The following is a 16071-nucleotide window of genomic DNA, read 5'->3' as shown; positions in this document are numbered from 1 at the left end:
AGGTCGTGACCGCATCTGCCCGTGCGGCGTCCGCGATGTGGGGCCGCGCCGAGCAGCAGGACTTCCGTAGCCGGGTCCGCGGTTGTCTGCTCGGCGGCGCGATCGGCGATGCCCTGGGCGCCGGCATCGAGTTCGACTCGCTGGCCGCCATCCGCGAGGCGCACGGGCCCGACGGCGTCACGGACTTCGTCCCGGCCTACGGCCGGCGCGGCAGCGTCACCGACGACACCCAGATGACGCTGTTCACCGTGGACGGGCTGATCCGCGCCCAGGTCAGACGCGACACCGGCGCCTGGCACCCACCCACCGACGTGTACGCGGCCCACCGCCGCTGGTACGCCACCCAGCACGACTGGGGACCCGACGAGCGCAACCACAACGACGGCTGGCTCGCCCGCGAGGAGTGGCTGTACGCGCAGCGCGCCCCCGGCCGGGCCTGTCTGTCCGGCCTCGCCGACGGCCCGATGGGCACCCTGGACGCGCCGAAGAACCCCGACTCCAAGGGGTGTGGTGCGGTGATGCGCTCCGCGCCGTTCGGGCTGCTCGTCGGCTGGGAGCCGCAACTCGTCTTCCAGTTGGCCATCGAGTGCGCCGCGCAGAGCCACGGCCACCCCACCGGCTACCTCTCGGCGGGCGCGTTCGCCCTCATCGTGCACGGCCTCGCGCGCGGCGAGGCGCTGGACGGCGCCGTGCAGCGCTCGCTCGCCATGCTCGCCACCCGGCCCGGCCACGAGGAGACCTCCGACGCGCTCAAGCACGCGCTCGGCGCCGTACGCCAGGGGTTGCCGACGGCCGAGCGGGTCGAGTCGCTGGGGGAAGGGTGGACGGCCGAGGAGGCGCTGGCGATGGGCGTGTACTGCGCGCTGGTCGCCGAGGACATCCGGCACGGCCTGCTGCTCGCGGTCAACCACGGCGGCGACAGCGACTCGACTGGTTCCATCTGCGGCAACCTGCTCGGAGCCCTGCACGGCGAGACGGCCCTGCCGCCCGGCTGGCTGGCCGAGTTGGAGGGCCGTGGCACGATCCTGGAGCTGGCCGACGACTTCGCCATGGAGATGACCCAGGGACCCGCCCTGCACACCCCGGCCAAGTCGTCCCCCGCCTGGCTGGCCCGCTACCCGCGCGGCTGACCCGCGCGGGACCCGGCCGTGTGCGGGCGCAGCGCGCGGGCGCGCTACCGCAGCCCCTTGGCCAGCCGCTCCAGGCCGTCGGCTATCTCGTCCGGGGTGTGCGTCACGAACGAGAGCCGCAGCGTGGCCGGGTCGGGCTCGCCCGAGTAGAACGGCGCGCCCGGCACGTACGCCACATCGTGCGTGACCACCTCGCGCAGCGCCTCGGCGGCGTCTCGACCAGCGGGCAGCGCGGCCCAGACGAACATGCCGCCCTGCGGCCGGTTCCACCGCGAGCCATCGGGGAGCGCCTCCGGCAGCCCGGCGATCAGCGCGTCCCGGCGCTCGCGGTAGGCGCCGCGGACCCGGGCGAGGTGCGCGTCCAGGTCGTTGTCGGCGAGGTAGCGGGCGGCGGCGAGTTGGTTGACGGTCGGCGTGTGCAGGTCGGCGGCCTGCTTGGCGACGTTGCAGGCGCGCAGCAGCGGCGCGGGCGCGCGCAGCCACCCGAGGCGCAACCCGGGCGCCATGATCTTGGAGTAGCTGCTGATCAGCGCCGTGCGGTCGGCGGCGCCCGCGTCCCGCGCGAAGGCGGCGATCCACGGCACCGGCTCGCCCTCGAAGCGCAGTTCGCCGTACGGGTCGTCCTCGACCACCCACAGCCCGCGCCGCGCCGCGACCTCGGCGATCGCCCGGCGCCGGGCGGCGCTCAGGGTGCGTCCGGTGGGGTTCTGGAAGGTGGGCACCGTGTAGAGCAGCTTCGGCCGCTCCCGTACGACGGCCGTCTCCAGGGCCGCCGGGTCCAGGCCCTCCTCGTCCCCGGGGACCGCGACGATCCGCGCCCCGGCGAGCCCGAAGCACTGGAGCGCCGCGAGGTAGCAGGGGTCCTCCACCAGGACCACGTCGCCGGGGTCGAGCAGGGCGCTGGCGACCAGCGTCAGCGCCTGCTGTGAACCGGTGGTGATCAGCAGGTCGGCGGGGTCGGTCGGCAGGCCGCGAGCCGTCAGCCGATCGGCGGCCGCCGCGCGCAGCGCGGGGTCGCCCTCGGTGGTGGAGTACTGCAGCGCGCGCCGTGGCTCCTCGTCGAGTACGCGGCGGAAGGCGGCGGCGATGCCGTCGGTGTCGAAGAGTTCCGGCGCGGGCAGGCCACCCGCGAACGAGATGACCTCCGGCCGGGCGGTGAGTCGCAGGATCTCCCGCACCGGCGAACCGGCGACCGAGCCGACCCGGGCGGCGAGGCTGGGGGTGTTGGCGCGCATCGACTGCTCCTTGTCTCCCGGGTGCAGTCTACGGAGTAGATGGCCAGGTCAACCATCTGCGTGCACGCCTGTGCGCACATCCATGTGCCCGCCCATGTGTGGGTATGGGCGGATATCTGGTACCTGGTTGCCGCTTGTCGACCGGCAGTTGACCATCGTCGTTTGCCGGCAACGGTGTTCGGCGGCGGGGTCGCGCGGGTGGGAGCGGTGGGGAGGTGACGCGACGGCGCGGCGGCGGGTTGGCGCTCGGTGTGAACAGCCGCCGGGGAGGGGCGATGTGGGGTCGCCCCTCCGGGTGGCGGGGTGGCAGGGGGGGCGGACGGCAGCGAGCCCCCTCGGCAGGGACGGCGACCGGTCGAGAGGGCTCGTGTCGACGGCGCGTCAGCGAGCGCGACGCGTCGCCACCGTACGGAAGAACTCCGAGGTCACAGGCGCGGACCTCGGATGGTGCGACGATCCCCCGCGGCGAACCGCGGCTCACACGGTCTCGTAGCGGCTCGTGGGGATCGGGGTGGAGCCGAACCGGTCGGGGTTGCTGTGCGGTGGACCGGCACGGTTCCTGGGGTGGTCAGCGCGCTGACCGCTCGACGCGGCCGGGGTGGGCGCTGCCGGGAACTGCTCTGTGACGCGGGTGGCGGTAGATCAGGCGCCCTTGAAAGCGCCGTCGTTGACGCCCGCGATAAAGCTGTTCCACGACTCCGGGGAGAACGCCAGGGACGGGCCGCTCGGGTCCTTGGAGTCACGCACCGCGATAATCTCGGTGGCCGGGGACGCCACTTCCACGCACGCGCCGTTGCCTCCGGAGTGCGTGGACTTCTGCCAGGCGTGGGTTTCCCCGCGTCGAATAGCCATGTTTACTCCGATGTGTTTGCCGGATGGTTCTCGTCACCATTCGGGCGACGCGCTCGACGCTACTCGCCTCCATTGCCAGGGGAATGGGGCGTTCACTCGACCGGATGGCACATTCCCGGGCGCCCTTCCACGCGTGGGGCGCGACGGTGTAGCCTCCCTCCCCGCGTCGGCGCGCCGGGGGGTGAAAAGGCTCAACAAGGGCGAGATGGAACGGAGTTCGGCCCGCTCCGGCGCCGCGAGTGGCGGCGGTCCCGGGTGTGGGCCGCCGCGCGATGCCAGTCGGCGGGCCGACGGGAATGCCGTATCCGGCGCGGGCCGAAAAGGGCGTCGGGCGCGGCGCGTTTACTTCCCGGATTCGTGGTTTCGCGCGTGTTCCTGGGCGACCTTCGCGATGAACTCGCGGGTCTGGTCCACATTGAGCGCCTGGGCCCGCAGGTGCTCGTACATCATGCTGTAGCTCTGCACGTCGGAAAGCTTCTCCAGATACAGGTCGCTGGTGACGCCCTCCAGGTAGACGACGCTGGTGTCGGACTCGTCGGAGAATTCCAGAATGGAGAACTGGCCGCTCATGCCCGGGTGCGAGCCCAGGTCGAACGGCAGCGCCTGCACGGTCACGTGCGGCTCGTGGCTCATGCGGATCAGGTACTCCAACTGTTCCGCCATGATGCGCGAGTTGCCCACCAAGCGGCGCAGCGCCGACTCGTCCACCACCGCCCACAGGCGCAGCGGGCTGAGCGGGTCCGTGATCCGCTCCTGCCGGCGCATGCGCACCTGGACCCGTTGCGCGAGTTGCTCCGCCGTGCCCTCCGGAATCGCCCCGCCGATGACCGCCTCGGCGTACTCCGGGGTCTGGAGCAGCCCGGGAACCACCTGGGACTCGAAGACCCGCAGCGAGGCCGCGTCGTTCTCGAAGCCGATGTAGACGCTGTACGGGACGTCGCCGAAGGCGTTCCACCAGCCCTGCTGCCGCGAGTCCTTGGCCATTTGCATCAGCGACTCGACCAGGCGCTTGTCCTCGACCCGGTACGTGCGGCACAGGTCGCGCACATCGCGCTGGCTGATGCTGCGGCGGCCGTTCTCCAGTCGGCTGATCTTCGACTGGGAGACCATCAGCTCCTCGGCCACCTCCTCCGCCGTCATGCCCTTCTCCTGGCGGAGCCTGCGCAGTTCCTGGCCCAACCGGCGTCGCCTGACCGTGGGGCCCACACTGGATGTCACGGGAAGTGCACCTCCGGGTTCACTCTGCTGCCCGTTGCTGGGACCGTCTCCGTACGTACGGAGACCACTGCCGTTCAGCAGCCTGCCATCACTGATCGGGGCGGCGCTGGAAAATGCACACAGAGGGTCTTGATGCGGCCACGTTCGGCGATGCGCGGGCGTTCCGCCGGCGCGCGGGCGGGCGCGCGGGGTGGTGGAACGGCCGTACGTCACGGTGACCGTCCCCCACCCCGCGCGCTTTTCAGCGGCTCCCGAACCGGTCAGTGGAGCGCGGTGCGGTGCGCCCCGGCGAAGCGTGCTCGGCACGCCGCCCGGGCGGTGCTGGTGTGGTGCCGGTGGTACCAGAGGTACCCAAGTGCCGTGCGCTGGCCGGACGGCGCCGGGCGGCGTCGCCCGTGCGGTGCGGCACGGGTGGAGATGTCGTGCAGATGGTGCGAGCGGTGCCGAGCGTGCGCTCGGCACCGCGGGTCGTGCGGTCCTGTGCGGAGCACCGCTCGGAAGCGGTGCTCGTCGCGCTCAGGTTTTCGTGTAGCTGGTGGTGCCGAAGGTGCTGGCTGTTGCTGGTGGTGCTGGGCTGGGCCCGTGGTGCGTGGCGTCATGCCGGCCGAGGGGACGCCGTGGGGCGGTGGTTCGGCCGGCAGCGCGTCGGCTGGCGATGCGCCGGCCGGGCAGCGTCCTGCGCGGCAGCACATCGATGAAACGGTTTTTCCTCGCGCGCGACGCCGGACCACCGTCAGCGAGCGCCGACGCGGGCCATGCTCCCGCTGGCGGACGCCGACTGCGCCGGAACGCCCGCCGCGGCCTCCGCCGTCGGCCGGGCCCCGGCGACCTGCCGGCCGGTGGCCGGTGCTCGCCTTGGCTGAGCGGCGACGCCGTTCTGTACGTCCATCACGGCGTGCGCCACGAGCCCGCCCATCGGGTCGTGCCTGATCAGGTCCCGGAGCCGGGAGCGCGATGAACGCCCCTCGTTCCCCGGGTAGAGGTGCTTGCCGAGCCCGACCGCGTGGGCCAGGGCGGCAAGCGCCGCGGTCCGCGGGTCCGGCGGTACACCGGTGCGGATCGCGTTATCGAGTCGGGCCCTGATCTCCCGGCTGATCGCCGTCTCCGTCGCTTGGTAGCGCGTCGTCGGCAGCACCCCACACATCTGACCCGCCACGGCATGCACCATGCCGCACCGCTCCAGGTGCGTGAGATACGTCTGGCGCAGCCCCAGTCGGGGCCCGCCGATCCAGTGGACGGCGCGCACCGGACTGCCGCGTCGGCGCAGCAGTTCGAGCGCGGAGTCCAACGTCGGATCTCCGGTCGGCCGTGGTAGCACCACGGCTATACGATCCCCATCTGGGGCTATCCGTCCTGCCAGAGCCAGCTCTACTAGCTGGGCCCCGGCAAGGCCGAGGTCAAGCGACTGCGGCTGCGCTGTGGTGCCCGTGGCCGGGTCCAAAGCGAGCAGCAGAAGCTCCTCCGGAATTGTTCTGCGGCTCCTGCCCATCCATGCCTCCCCGCGTGGATGAATGACAGGGTGACCCCTCTCACATTGGTCTGTCGAGAGCGCGTGGGCACTTCGAGCGGGAACCGGTAGGTATGTCGTTCTCGTCTAGCAGGTGGGCGACGCCCCTTGGCGGAGCGGCCGTGCTGGCGCGCCGCGGCGACACAGGACACTGGATAGACGGTTGGGCGGCGGGGCGCGATGCCACGGGCAGTGGCGCGTCCCGCGCAACGTATTTCGAGGAGGCATCGGTGGCGGGCGAGTCCCCCGACAGGTCAGAGCAGCGAAAGTCATCGGGGGAGACCATCAGGGGCGAACGTGACCCGCGGCTCACCGACCGGCGCGAAGCGGAGGAGACTTCGGGCTCCGCTCCGGCGCGCGAGGGCGCCGCACGGACGGCCGCCAGGACGCCGGGCGTGAACGGCCGCGCGGAGGCGCCTGGCGGGGCCTCCAAGCCCTCCTCGGGCGCCTCGGGGCGCTCGGGTGGGCCCGGGCGTCGGTCCGGCGGCGACGGCACCGAGCGCGGCGCCTCCGGCGCGTCGGGGCGTCGCGGCGGCGCGAACGGCACCCGGACGGAAACGGAACCGGAATCCGATCAGCGCGAGCCCGCGGGCCGCGAGCGGTCCGGCGACCAGGCGACGGCCGTCTTCACGGCGATACGTCGCACCCCCGGCCAGGCGTCGGGCGAACCCGGCGCGTCGGGCGAGCCGCGTGGGGGCGCGGGCGGGGCCAAGGTCGGGGCCGTCGGCTCCGGTGGCCCGGGCAAGGTTCGCGACAGCGAATCGGACGCGGTGGACGAGGGCGCCGACGGCGCGCGGGACGAGGCGGACAACGACGGTACGTCGGGCTCGGCCGCCGATGGCGAGGACCGGGTGACCACCGTCCTGCGTACCGGCCCGCTGCCGACGCGACTCGGCGCCGACCGGTCCGCGACGGACGCGTCGCCTGTCCGCGACGGCGCCACGGACGGGGACGCGGACAGTGCCACGGACGGCGAGGGGGACGAGGGCCCAGACGGTGATTCCGCCGCCGCTTCCGGTTCGAGCGCCTCCGGCTCCGCGTCGGGCACTTCCCCGGCGTCGGACGCCGAGGAGGAGGACGCCGACGCGCCGGCGCCCTCCGCGACGGGTGACGACCCGGCCGTACCGGTCGGCGACGCCCGGTTGCGGGCCGCCGTCGCCGCCTGGGTGGCCAAGGCGGGCCCCGACGACCGGGAGGACGCGCCAGGTGACGGCGGGGCCGACGCCGGCCCCCGTACCGACTCCGCTACCCGCCCCGGCGGGGCCGGCGCCGGCGAGCGCGGCAAGGGCAAGAGCGGCGACAAGGGCGCGGGCGACTCGGCGGCGACCCCGGCCGGGACGGGAGCCGCCGCGAGCGGCTCGGCGGCCGACTCGTCGGACTCCGCGTCCGACGGTGATTCCGCATCGGGTTCCGCATCCGGCTCCGGCGGCGTCCCCGGGACGCCCGCCGACCGCGCCACGGCCGTGTTCGGCGCGGTGCACGGAGCCGCGGCGGCCCGCGCCGCCCGCGACGGCGCCACCGAAGGCGGCGGGCCCAAGCCCAGCGGCAGCAAGGGCAGTGGGACCAAGGACCGCGACGGCGAAGCCCCCGGCGGCAAGGACGCCGACAGCGAGGACGACACCAAGGACAGCGGGGACAGCGGGGACGGCGAGACCAGCGGCGCCAAGGGCGACGAGGCCGGCCGGACCCGCGCGACCGGTCGGGCCGCCGCTTCGGTGGACACCCCCACCTCCGTGTTCGGCACCCTCCGCCCCCGGGAGGCCGGCGCCGCGTCGGCCGGTGAGCGCGACAGCGCCCGCCCCGGCAAGGGCGAGAACAAGGGCGAGAGCAAGGGCACGAGCCAGTCCGCGGGCAAGGTCGGCAGCGAGGGCGACGGCCCGGACGAGGCCACGGACAAGGAGCCGGCGGGTGAGTCCGTCGACCGCCCGACGACCGCGTTCAAGGCGCTGCGCCCCTCCGACCTGCCGCGCGACACTGGCTCCACGCCGAGCGGCAAGGGCAAGGGCGCGGGCCGGGGTCAGGAGCCGGCGAGCGCCGAGCGGACCAGCCAGTTCGTGCCGCTGAAGTCCGCCGACGAGCGGCCGGCGAAGCCGGCGGCCGGCGCCCGGCCCGCCGCGGCGGCCGGCGCGGGGACGCCGACCGAGACCGAGCGCACGGCGCAGCAGCCCGTGCTGGACCTCCCGGCCGGCGCGGCCACCGGCGCCCCGGCGGCCGGCGAGTCCGCCAAGCCCGCCGGCCCGCCGGCGCCGCTCGACCTGTTGGCGCAGCTCACCAACACGCCGCCGCCCAAGCCGACGCTGGCCCGGACCATCGTGCGCCGGGTGAAGATCTGGACGCCGCTGGTGCTGGTCCTCGCGATCCTGTTCGGGGTCGCGCAGTCGCTGCGCCCGCTGCCGACGCCCGAGCTGAAGCTCACGGCGAACAGCTCCTTCTCCTTCGACGGCGCCAAGCCGACGATGCCGTGGCCCACCAAGGGGCAGGCCGTCGTGGACGTCGAGGGGCTCGGCAGCCTGGGCGCGTACGGGGAGCAGAAGCCCGCGCCGATCGCGAGCGTCGCGAAGGTGATGACCGCGTACGTGATCATGCGGGACCACCCGATGAAGGCGGGCTCCGACGGGCCCAAGATCAAGATCGACGCGAAGGCGGCGGCGGACGCCGGCAAGGACGCGGACGGCGAGTCCGTCGTCAAGGTGGACGAGGGCGCGCAGATCACCCAGCGGGAGGCGATCGAGAGCATCATGATCGCTTCCGCGAACAACATCGCGCGGCTCCTCGCCCGCTGGGACGCCGGGTCGGAGGCCGCGTTCGTCACGAAGATGAACGAGGCCGCCAAGGACCTGGGGATGAAGAACACCACGTACACCGACCCCAGCGGCCTGAACGCGACCACCGTCAGCACCGCCGTCGACCAGGTGAAGCTGGCCAAGAAGGCGATGGACGACCCGGTCTTCCGGGAGGTCGTCAAGATGCCGAACTACGAGGACAGCCGCGGTGACGTGCACGGCAACTGGAACCACCTGGTGCCGTTCAACGGCGTGGTGGGCATCAAGACCGGCACCACCACCAAGGCCGGCGGCAACCTGGTCTTCGCGGCCGAGAAGAAGATCGGCGGCACCACGCAGCTGATCATCGGCGCGGTGCTCTCGCAGTCGCCGGCCGAGCGCGACAACTCGATCCTCACCGGCGCCCTGGACGCCAGCAAGAAGCTGATCCTCAAGGCGCAGGACACCCTGCAGGCGCGCAAGGTGGTCAAGAAGGGTGACGTGGTCGGCGAGGTGGACGACGGGCTCGGCGGCAAGACGCCGGTCGTCGCGGTCAAGGACGTGACCGCGGTGGGCTGGCCCGGCCTGACGGTGAACCTGGACCTGACGGACGGTGGCGAGAAGCTGCCGCACACGCAGGACGCGGGCACCGAGATCGGCACCCTCACCGTCGGTGAGGGCCCCGGACAGGTGAAGGTCCCGGTCGCGCTGGGTGAGGACCTCGCCGAGCCGTCCTTCGGTACGAAGCTGCTCCGCGTCACCTGACCGGCCCGTTCTGACCCGCCACGCGCGGGATCAGCACACCGGCCGCGCGGCTTTCCGGCCACGCCGTCCGCTCCCGGCGGGCGGCGTGGCCGTACCCGACCGGTCGCGGCCACGCGCCCCGGGCCCGCGCCGGCGCCCGACGACCGGAATGTGTCCGCCCGGTGCGCGCGCCGTGGCCGACCCGCGCGCGGGGCGCCCGAACGCGGTGACCTTACGCACAGCCGGCCGGTGAAGAGTTGGCGAAAGCCGAGGTCACGCGCCGGTCCGGGAGGAGCGGGTGGTTCGGTCGTGCTAGCGTCGCCACGGTCCGGCCGGGCCTGTCATCGCACGCGCCTCATCGCGGACCAGTGCGAGACCATCGGGTGGCAGACCACCCCGAAGCGCGCTGAAGATGGGGGATGACCCTCGGGGCAGACGGGGAGAGCTGCAGTGACCACCGTTGATCCGGCGCGGACGGAACAGGAAGACGCGAGCGCCACGGGGCTGATACGCGTACCCGCACAGCGGCGGTCGGGGGAGGGCGAGGGCGGCTCGGTCGACACCCGGGAGCGGCCAGGCATGCTTCGCCGAATCGCCCTCGCACTGTGGCGCCCGGTCCCCGCCGCGCTGATCTTCGCCGGCCTGCTGCACCTGGTGTGGGTGCTGGTGGTGGCCAACAGCGGCGGCGACATGGCCGCCCAGGACGCGTGGGCCGAGTTCGCCCTCCAGCACCCCGGCTCGGCGTACAACCTGGCCTGGTACGGGGGCATGCACCCCGTCTCGTACAGCGTGATCTCGCCCTACCTGATGGCCGTGCTCGGGGTCCGCACCACGATGGTGATAGCGGGCACGCTCTCCGCGGGGCTCGTGGCGCTGCTCCTGGTGCGCAGCCGCGCGGTGCGCAAGCCGATGTGGGCCTCGCTGTACGCGGCGTTCGCGCTGGTCTGCAACGCCATATCGGGGCGCGTGACGTTCGGGCTCGGCACGATGTTCGGGCTCGCGGCGCTGGCCGTGATCTTCGCCTGGCCGACCCGGTGGCGCTCCACGCGGGCCCTGCACCGGGTCCTTCGCTGGCTGCTGGCCGCGCTGCTGGCGGCCCTGGCGACCATGGGCAGCCCGGTGGCCGGCCTCTTCGTGGGCATCGTGGCGGCGGCCCTGTGGCTGACCAAGCGGCGCTGGGCGGCGTACGCGCTCGGGGTCACGCCCACCATCGTGGTCGCCCTGTCCTGGTGGCTGTTCCCGTTCTCCGGCGAGCAGCCGATGACCTTCCCGTCGACGATCCTGCCGCTGCTGTCCGGCATCGGCGCCGTCGTCTTCTGCCCGAAGAGCTGGCGCACGGTGCGCTTCGTCGGCGGCCTGTACTCGCTCGCCGTCCTCCTCACCTGGCTGATCCCCTCGCAGATCGGCAGCAACATCACCCGGCTCGGCATGCTGTTCGGCGGCGTGGTGCTGGTCGCCGCGCTGTCGGAGTACACCCGGCCCCGCCGCGCGGAGCTGCTGCGCGCCGGCCGGCAGTGGACGGCGCTGGTGACCGCGCTGGTGGCGCTCACCGTGTGGCAGGGCTTCAAGTCGGGTGACGACATCGTCAACACCACCCCCTCCGCCGCCTGGGCCCGCGAGCTGGCCCCGATGCTGGACCAGCTCAAGCAGGTCAAGGCCAAGGAGCAGGGCCGGGTCGAGGTCGTGCCGGCCAAGAGCCACCGCGAGTCCTCGGCCCTGCTGCGCTACGTCAACCTGGCCCGTGGCTGGAACCGCCAGGCCGACCTGGAGCGCAACCCGATCTTCTACGACGACTCGCTCACCCCGCACAGCTACCGCGCCTGGCTCAACCGCTGGGCCGTGCACTACGTCGTCCTGCCGACCGGCAAGGTGGACACCGCGGGCGAGAAGGAGGCTGACCTGATCTTCGCCGGGCTGCCGTACCTGGACGAGATCTGGTCGAACGCGAGCTGGAAGCTGTTCAAGGTCAAGGACCCGACGCCGGTCGCCGAGCCGCCCGGCAAGCTGGTGAGCGCGGAGCCCGACCAGCTCACCCTCACCGTCAAGGAGCCGGGCCCGGTCCTCATCCGCGTCCCGTACTCGCCCTGGCTCGGCCTCGTGGACCGCAAGGGTGACCGCATCAAGGCGCCCAAGTCCGACGTCGACGGCGGCGCGCCGGTCAACGTCAACGGCTGTCTGACCAAGCGCGTCGTGGAGGCCAAGGACGGGCAGCCGGAGGACGAGTGGACGGTGCTGCACGCGCCGCACGCCGGGACGTACCGGATCGGCGCGCCCTACCAGTTCCCGCGCGGCACGCCCTGCCCCGACGACATGGCGGAGTAGGCGCCCCGGCCGAGCCCCGGCCCCACGCGGGCCGGGAACGGCGTACGGGCCGGGGACGGCGTACGGCGGGCGGTCTCAGTTCAGGCCGGTGAGGAACTCGCCGAAGAGCCGGCCGGCGGTCTCCGAGGCGAAGAGGCGCTCGAACTCGGCGCGCGCCAGGCGACGCCGGAACGCGCCGCGGTAGGAGGCGTCCCCGGCGTCGTGCACGAGGTCGGTGACCCACGTGGCGTACGCCTGGTAGTTCCACACGTGCCTCAGGCAGGTCGCGGAGTACGCGTCCAGCGGGCTCGGGTCCCGCTCCGTGGACCACGCCAGGATGGCCGTGGCCAGGACACCGGCGTCGTGCAGGGCCAGGTTCATGCCCTTGCCGCCCGTGGGCGGCACGATGTGCGCGGCGTCGCCGAGCAGGAACAGGCGGCCGTGGCGCATCGGCTCGTGGACGACGCCGCGCAGCGGCACCAGCGTCCGGCTGGTGATCGGCCCCCGGGCGGCGACCGGTTCCCCGAAGCGCGCCTCGATCTCGTCCCAGACGCGGTCGTCCGGCCACTCCTCGACGGCGGTGTCCAGCGGGCACTGGAGGTAGCAGCGGCTCGCCCCGGGGCCGCGCGGGAACTGGCTGGCGAAGCCCCGGTCGTGGATCGCCATCGTGGTCTGCCGACCGGCGGGGGCATCGGCCAGGACGGACAGCCAGGCGTAGCCGTGCTCGCGGGAGTAGCTGGTCAGCTCCCCGCTGGGGACGCTGGCCCGGCTGACGCCGTGCTCGCCGTCGCAGCCGGCGACGAGGTCGCAGCCGATGGTGCGGGTCACGCCCGCCCCGTCCCGGTAGCGCACGCGCGGCCGGGGCCCCGCGAGGTCCGCCAGCTTCACGTCCTCGGCCTCGAAGCGCAGGTCACCGCCGTCGCCGACGAACACGTCGACGAGGTTGCGCACGAGCACCTGTTGGGGGCACAGCCGGCCGTCGGCGTGGCCGTCGGTCGCGTACCTGAAGGGCCGTGGCTCGCCGTCGACGCGGAAGTGCAGCACCGGCTCCAGGGGGACGCCGCCGACGACCCGGTCCGCCAGGCCCCACGCGCGGAACATGCGTACGGCACGCGAGTCGATGACCCCCGCGCGCTGCCGCTGCTCGACGTACGCGCGGTCGCGCCGTTCCAGTACGACGCAGTCGACGCCGCCGCGCAGCAGGAAGGTGCCGAGCGTCAGGCCGGCGACGCCCGCGCCCACGATGACGACGGTGGTGTTCTCGTCCGGCACGGACATGGCCGCTGCTCCTTGGTTGCGGGGACCTGGGCGAGCCGGTGGCGCGCTCGCAGCCGCGCCCTCGACACACATTCTCCAGCGCGGTGGCCGGCCGGGAGAAGAGCGCGCCCCCGGCCGTCCGCCGACGCCCCCCGCCGGCGGGCGACCCCCGCTCCGCCCGCCGGCGCCCCGGCTTATTCCGTGCCGGCCCCGCCCCCCGGTCACGGACCCTTCCGGTCACCGATCCCCACCCCCGGCCGGCCCGCCCCCCGGACCCGGCCCGCTACCCGCTCGCCGCCGCGAGCGCGCCCACCGCGCGGAGCACCGCGCCCGCCCCGTCCTCGGCGGCCATCTCGCGCGCCAGCCGCTCCGCGCCGGAGCGCGGCGCCGGCTCCCGTACGGCCGTGGTGATCGCCGCGGCGAGGCGCTCGGCCGTCAGCTCCGCGAACGGGATCGGGGGCGTGGCCGCGCCGTTGGCCGCCAGGCGCCGGGCCCAGAACGGCTGGTCGGCCAGGACGGGCACCGGCACCGTCGGCACGCCGGCGCGGGCCGCGGCCGCCGCGGTGCCGGCCCCCGCGTGCTGGACCACGGCGGCCACGTGGGGGAAGAGCAGGGCGTGCGGCACGTCGCCGACGGTCAGCACGTCGTCGCCGTGCGCGGCCAGGCCCGCCCAGCCCGCCTGCACCACGCCCCGCACACCGGCCTCGCGCAGCGCCCGCGCGGCCAGTTCGCTCAGCCGCTCGCCGGCGCCGCCGCCCATGCTGCCGAAGCCGATGAACACCGGCGGCGGGCCGGCCGCGAGGAAGTCCGCGAGTTCGGCCGGGAGCGCGGCGTCGGCGGGCAGGTGCGGCCACCAGTTGCCGGTGACCTCAAGCCCCGTCCGCCAGTCCCGTGGCCGGGGCACCAGCGCCTGGCTGAACCCGTGCAGCACGGGCCACCGGTCCGCCTCCCGGGCCTCGCGCACGGCGCGCGCCGTCGCCGCCGGCAGCCCGAGCCGGCTCCGCAGGTCGCGGGCGGCGTCCGCGTGGATGCGGTCCACGACGCGCAGCGCGAGCCGCCCCGCGGTGCGGTTGCCCCACCGGCCAAGCGACCGGGTGCCGCCGACGACCGGCGGGAAGTCCCCGGTGGGCGCGGTCGGCTGGAGGTACAGGCCGAGGCTTGGCACCTCCAGCGCCTCGGCGATGTGCCAGCCGAGCGGGGCGGTGGTGGTGGACAGGAACAGCAGGTCGGTGCCGGGCTCCGCGGCGTCGGCCATGCCCTGGCCGAGCCGCCCGACGAAGGTGGCCGCGGTCCGCAACAGCGCCCGCCGCCCCCGCGGCGCCGAGCCCCCGGCCGCGTCCCCACCCCCGCCCGTGCCCCCGCCCGTGCCACCGTCCGTGCCTCCGCCCCCGTCCCCGCCCGTGCCCCCGCGCGGGTCGGCCGGCAGCGGGCGGAAGGCCAGGCCGGCGTCGGCCGCCGCCCGCGCGTACGGCTCGTGCGTGGCGAGCGTGACCTCGTGGCCCGCCGCGCGCAGCCTGGCGCCGACGCCGGTGTACGGGACGACGTCGCCGCGCGAACCGGCGGCCATGATCAGGATCTTCATCGCCGCGTCACCCCCGCCGGCGCCCGGCGTTGGCCCGCACCGCCGCGTGCAGGAACTCGGCGAGCCCGGGGCGCTGCTCGTTCGGCGGCACGACCAGCGCGAACGCCCGGGCGTCGGCCAGGTAGTCGTCGGCGATGCGGCAGTGCGTCTCGGGCGGGCACGGCGCGAACCACTGGGCGATGTGCTGCCGGTGCTCCTCGGCCAGCTCCAGCGCCAGTTCCCCGTCGGGCGCGACCCCCTGGTCGAACGCGTCGAGCAGCCGCTTCCGCCACCCGGCCGCCTCCGCCATCAGTTGGCGCCAGTCCTCCTTGGTGTGCGCGGCGGCGCGGGCCATCGCCTGCTGGTAACCCTCGTTCGCGCCCCACTTCAGGTGGGCCTCGGTGGCGTAACTCAGGTCGAACGCCACCTCGCCGAACACCTCGAAGCGCTCGCGCGGGGAGAGTTGGACGCCCGTACGCCGTACCTCCATGGCGCGCTCGGCGACCTCGACCAGCCGCCGCAACGCGTCGATCTGCGCGGTGAGTTCGCGGTGTCGGGTGCGCAGCGCGTCGAGCGCGTTGGCCTGCGGGTCGCGCAGGATGGCGGCGATCTCGTCGAGGGGGAAGCCGAGTTCGCGGTAGAAGAGGATCTGTTGGAGGCGGGCCAGGTCGGCGTCGCCGTAGAGCCGGTAGCCGGCGGGGCTGCGCTCGCTCGGCGTCAGCAGCCCCGCCTTGTCGTAGTGATGCAGGGTGCGCACCGTGACCCCCGCGAAGCCGGCGACCTGCCCGACTGAGTAGCTCATGGATGTGACCTCCCGTTCGGGGAGATCCTGGAGCCTGACGCGAGGTGAGGGTCAACCGGGCCCCGCACCCGCCCCACCGGGCCACGTGCCGCACCCGCCCCATCGGGCCACGTGCCGCACCCGCCCGCCGCGCATCCGTCACCCGGGCGCGGGCACGCCGTACGCCAGTCGTCGCCCGATCGCCGGCCGAAGCAACCCCGTCCGACACCACCGCCCGCCTAAGCTGAGCGGCGCACACCGCTTTTACGCTGAGAACCCGGGAGCACCCGCATGGCAACGACGCGCACTGCCCAGACGCACTGGGAAGGCAACCTGCTGGAGGGCAAGGGCACCGTGGCCCTGGAATCCTCCAAGATCGGCACGTACGACGTGAGCTGGCCCTCCCGCGCGGAGGAGCCGGCTGGCCGCACCAGCCCCGAGGAACTGATCGCGGCGGCGCACTCCTCCTGCTACTCGATGGCCTTCTCGCACGGCCTCGCCGGCAAGGGCTTCACCGTCGAGTCGGTGGACACCCGGGCCGACGTCACGTTCCAGCCTGGCGAGGGCATCACGGGCATCGTGCTGACCGTCAAGGCCCGCGTGCCCGGCCTGTCCGAGGAGGACTTCCAGGCCGCGGCGGCGGACGCCAAGGCCAACTGCCCGGTCAGCCAGGCGCTGGCCGGCGTCAAGAACATCACGCTCCAGGCCGAACTGCTGGCCTGA

Annotated in this window: 11 protein-coding genes; 4 read left to right on the top strand and 7 right to left on the bottom strand. The window is 74.0% G+C overall.

All coding sequences use genetic code 11. From position 1 onward, the window contains the following. Positions 1-35 precede the first annotated feature (35 nt). Positions 36-1130 (top strand): ADP-ribosylglycohydrolase family protein, encoded by a 1095-nt coding sequence (locus OYE22_RS12305; RefSeq protein WP_277324106.1) that lies wholly within the window; start codon positions 36-38, stop codon positions 1128-1130. A gap of 44 nt (positions 1131-1174) precedes the next feature. Here OYE22_RS12305 and OYE22_RS12300 read toward each other — a convergent pair whose 3' ends face one another. The 4 genes from OYE22_RS12300 to OYE22_RS12285 all read right to left on the bottom strand — a co-directional run bounded on the left by OYE22_RS12300 (position 1175) and on the right by OYE22_RS12285 (position 5924). Next, positions 1175-2365: a PLP-dependent aminotransferase family protein gene (locus OYE22_RS12300; protein WP_277320460.1), complete on the bottom strand. Its 1191-nt coding sequence runs from the start codon at positions 2363-2365 to the stop codon at positions 1175-1177. 642 nt (positions 2366-3007) lie between these two features. Further along, complete coding sequence (locus OYE22_RS12295; protein ID WP_277320459.1) at positions 3008-3217, bottom strand: DUF397 domain-containing protein; 210 nt, start codon at positions 3215-3217, stop codon at positions 3008-3010. A 342-nt stretch (positions 3218-3559) separates the two neighbouring features. After that, positions 3560-4435 carry a helix-turn-helix transcriptional regulator gene (locus tag OYE22_RS12290; RefSeq protein ID WP_277320458.1) on the bottom strand — a complete coding sequence of 292 codons (876 nt, stop codon included), beginning with the start codon at positions 4433-4435 and terminating at the stop codon, positions 3560-3562. 733 nt (positions 4436-5168) lie between these two features. Next, entirely contained in the window at positions 5169-5924 is a 756-nt protein-coding gene (locus OYE22_RS12285; RefSeq protein ID WP_277320457.1) for a GPP34 family phosphoprotein, read from the bottom strand. A gap of 413 nt (positions 5925-6337) precedes the next feature. Between OYE22_RS12285 and OYE22_RS12280 the strand changes: the two genes are divergently transcribed. Both OYE22_RS12280 and OYE22_RS12275 read left to right on the top strand, forming a co-directional pair. Further along, a complete protein-coding gene (locus tag OYE22_RS12280) occupies positions 6338-9469 on the top strand; it encodes a D-alanyl-D-alanine carboxypeptidase (protein WP_277320456.1) in 3132 nt (1043 codons plus the stop codon). A 558-nt stretch (positions 9470-10027) separates the two neighbouring features. Then, positions 10028-11770 (top strand): MFS transporter, encoded by a 1743-nt coding sequence (locus OYE22_RS12275; RefSeq protein ID WP_348652208.1) that lies wholly within the window; start codon positions 10028-10030, stop codon positions 11768-11770. 75 nt (positions 11771-11845) lie between these two features. Here OYE22_RS12275 and OYE22_RS12270 read toward each other — a convergent pair whose 3' ends face one another. From OYE22_RS12270 to OYE22_RS12260, 3 genes are all read right to left on the bottom strand, one after another. Continuing rightward, positions 11846-13027, bottom strand: coding sequence for a 4-hydroxybenzoate 3-monooxygenase (locus OYE22_RS12270; protein ID WP_277320454.1), 1182 nt, complete (start codon positions 13025-13027; stop codon positions 11846-11848). A gap of 262 nt (positions 13028-13289) precedes the next feature. Next, positions 13290-14588 carry a glycosyltransferase gene (locus OYE22_RS12265; protein ID WP_277320453.1) on the bottom strand — a complete coding sequence of 433 codons (1299 nt, stop codon included), beginning with the start codon at positions 14586-14588 and terminating at the stop codon, positions 13290-13292. 7 nt (positions 14589-14595) lie between these two features. Further along, complete coding sequence (locus tag OYE22_RS12260; RefSeq protein WP_277320452.1) at positions 14596-15369, bottom strand: MerR family transcriptional regulator; 774 nt, start codon at positions 15367-15369, stop codon at positions 14596-14598. A 270-nt stretch (positions 15370-15639) separates the two neighbouring features. On the opposite strand from OYE22_RS12260, the gene OYE22_RS12255 reads away from it, so the two are divergent. Next, positions 15640-16071, top strand: coding sequence for an OsmC family protein (locus OYE22_RS12255; protein ID WP_277320451.1), 432 nt, complete (start codon positions 15640-15642; stop codon positions 16069-16071).

The sequence above is a fragment of the Streptomyces sp. 71268 genome, assembly GCF_029392895.1.
Classification (GTDB): Bacteria; Actinomycetota; Actinomycetes; order Streptomycetales; family Streptomycetaceae; genus Streptomyces.
This window is presented reverse-complemented; position numbering and strand designations above follow the sequence as displayed.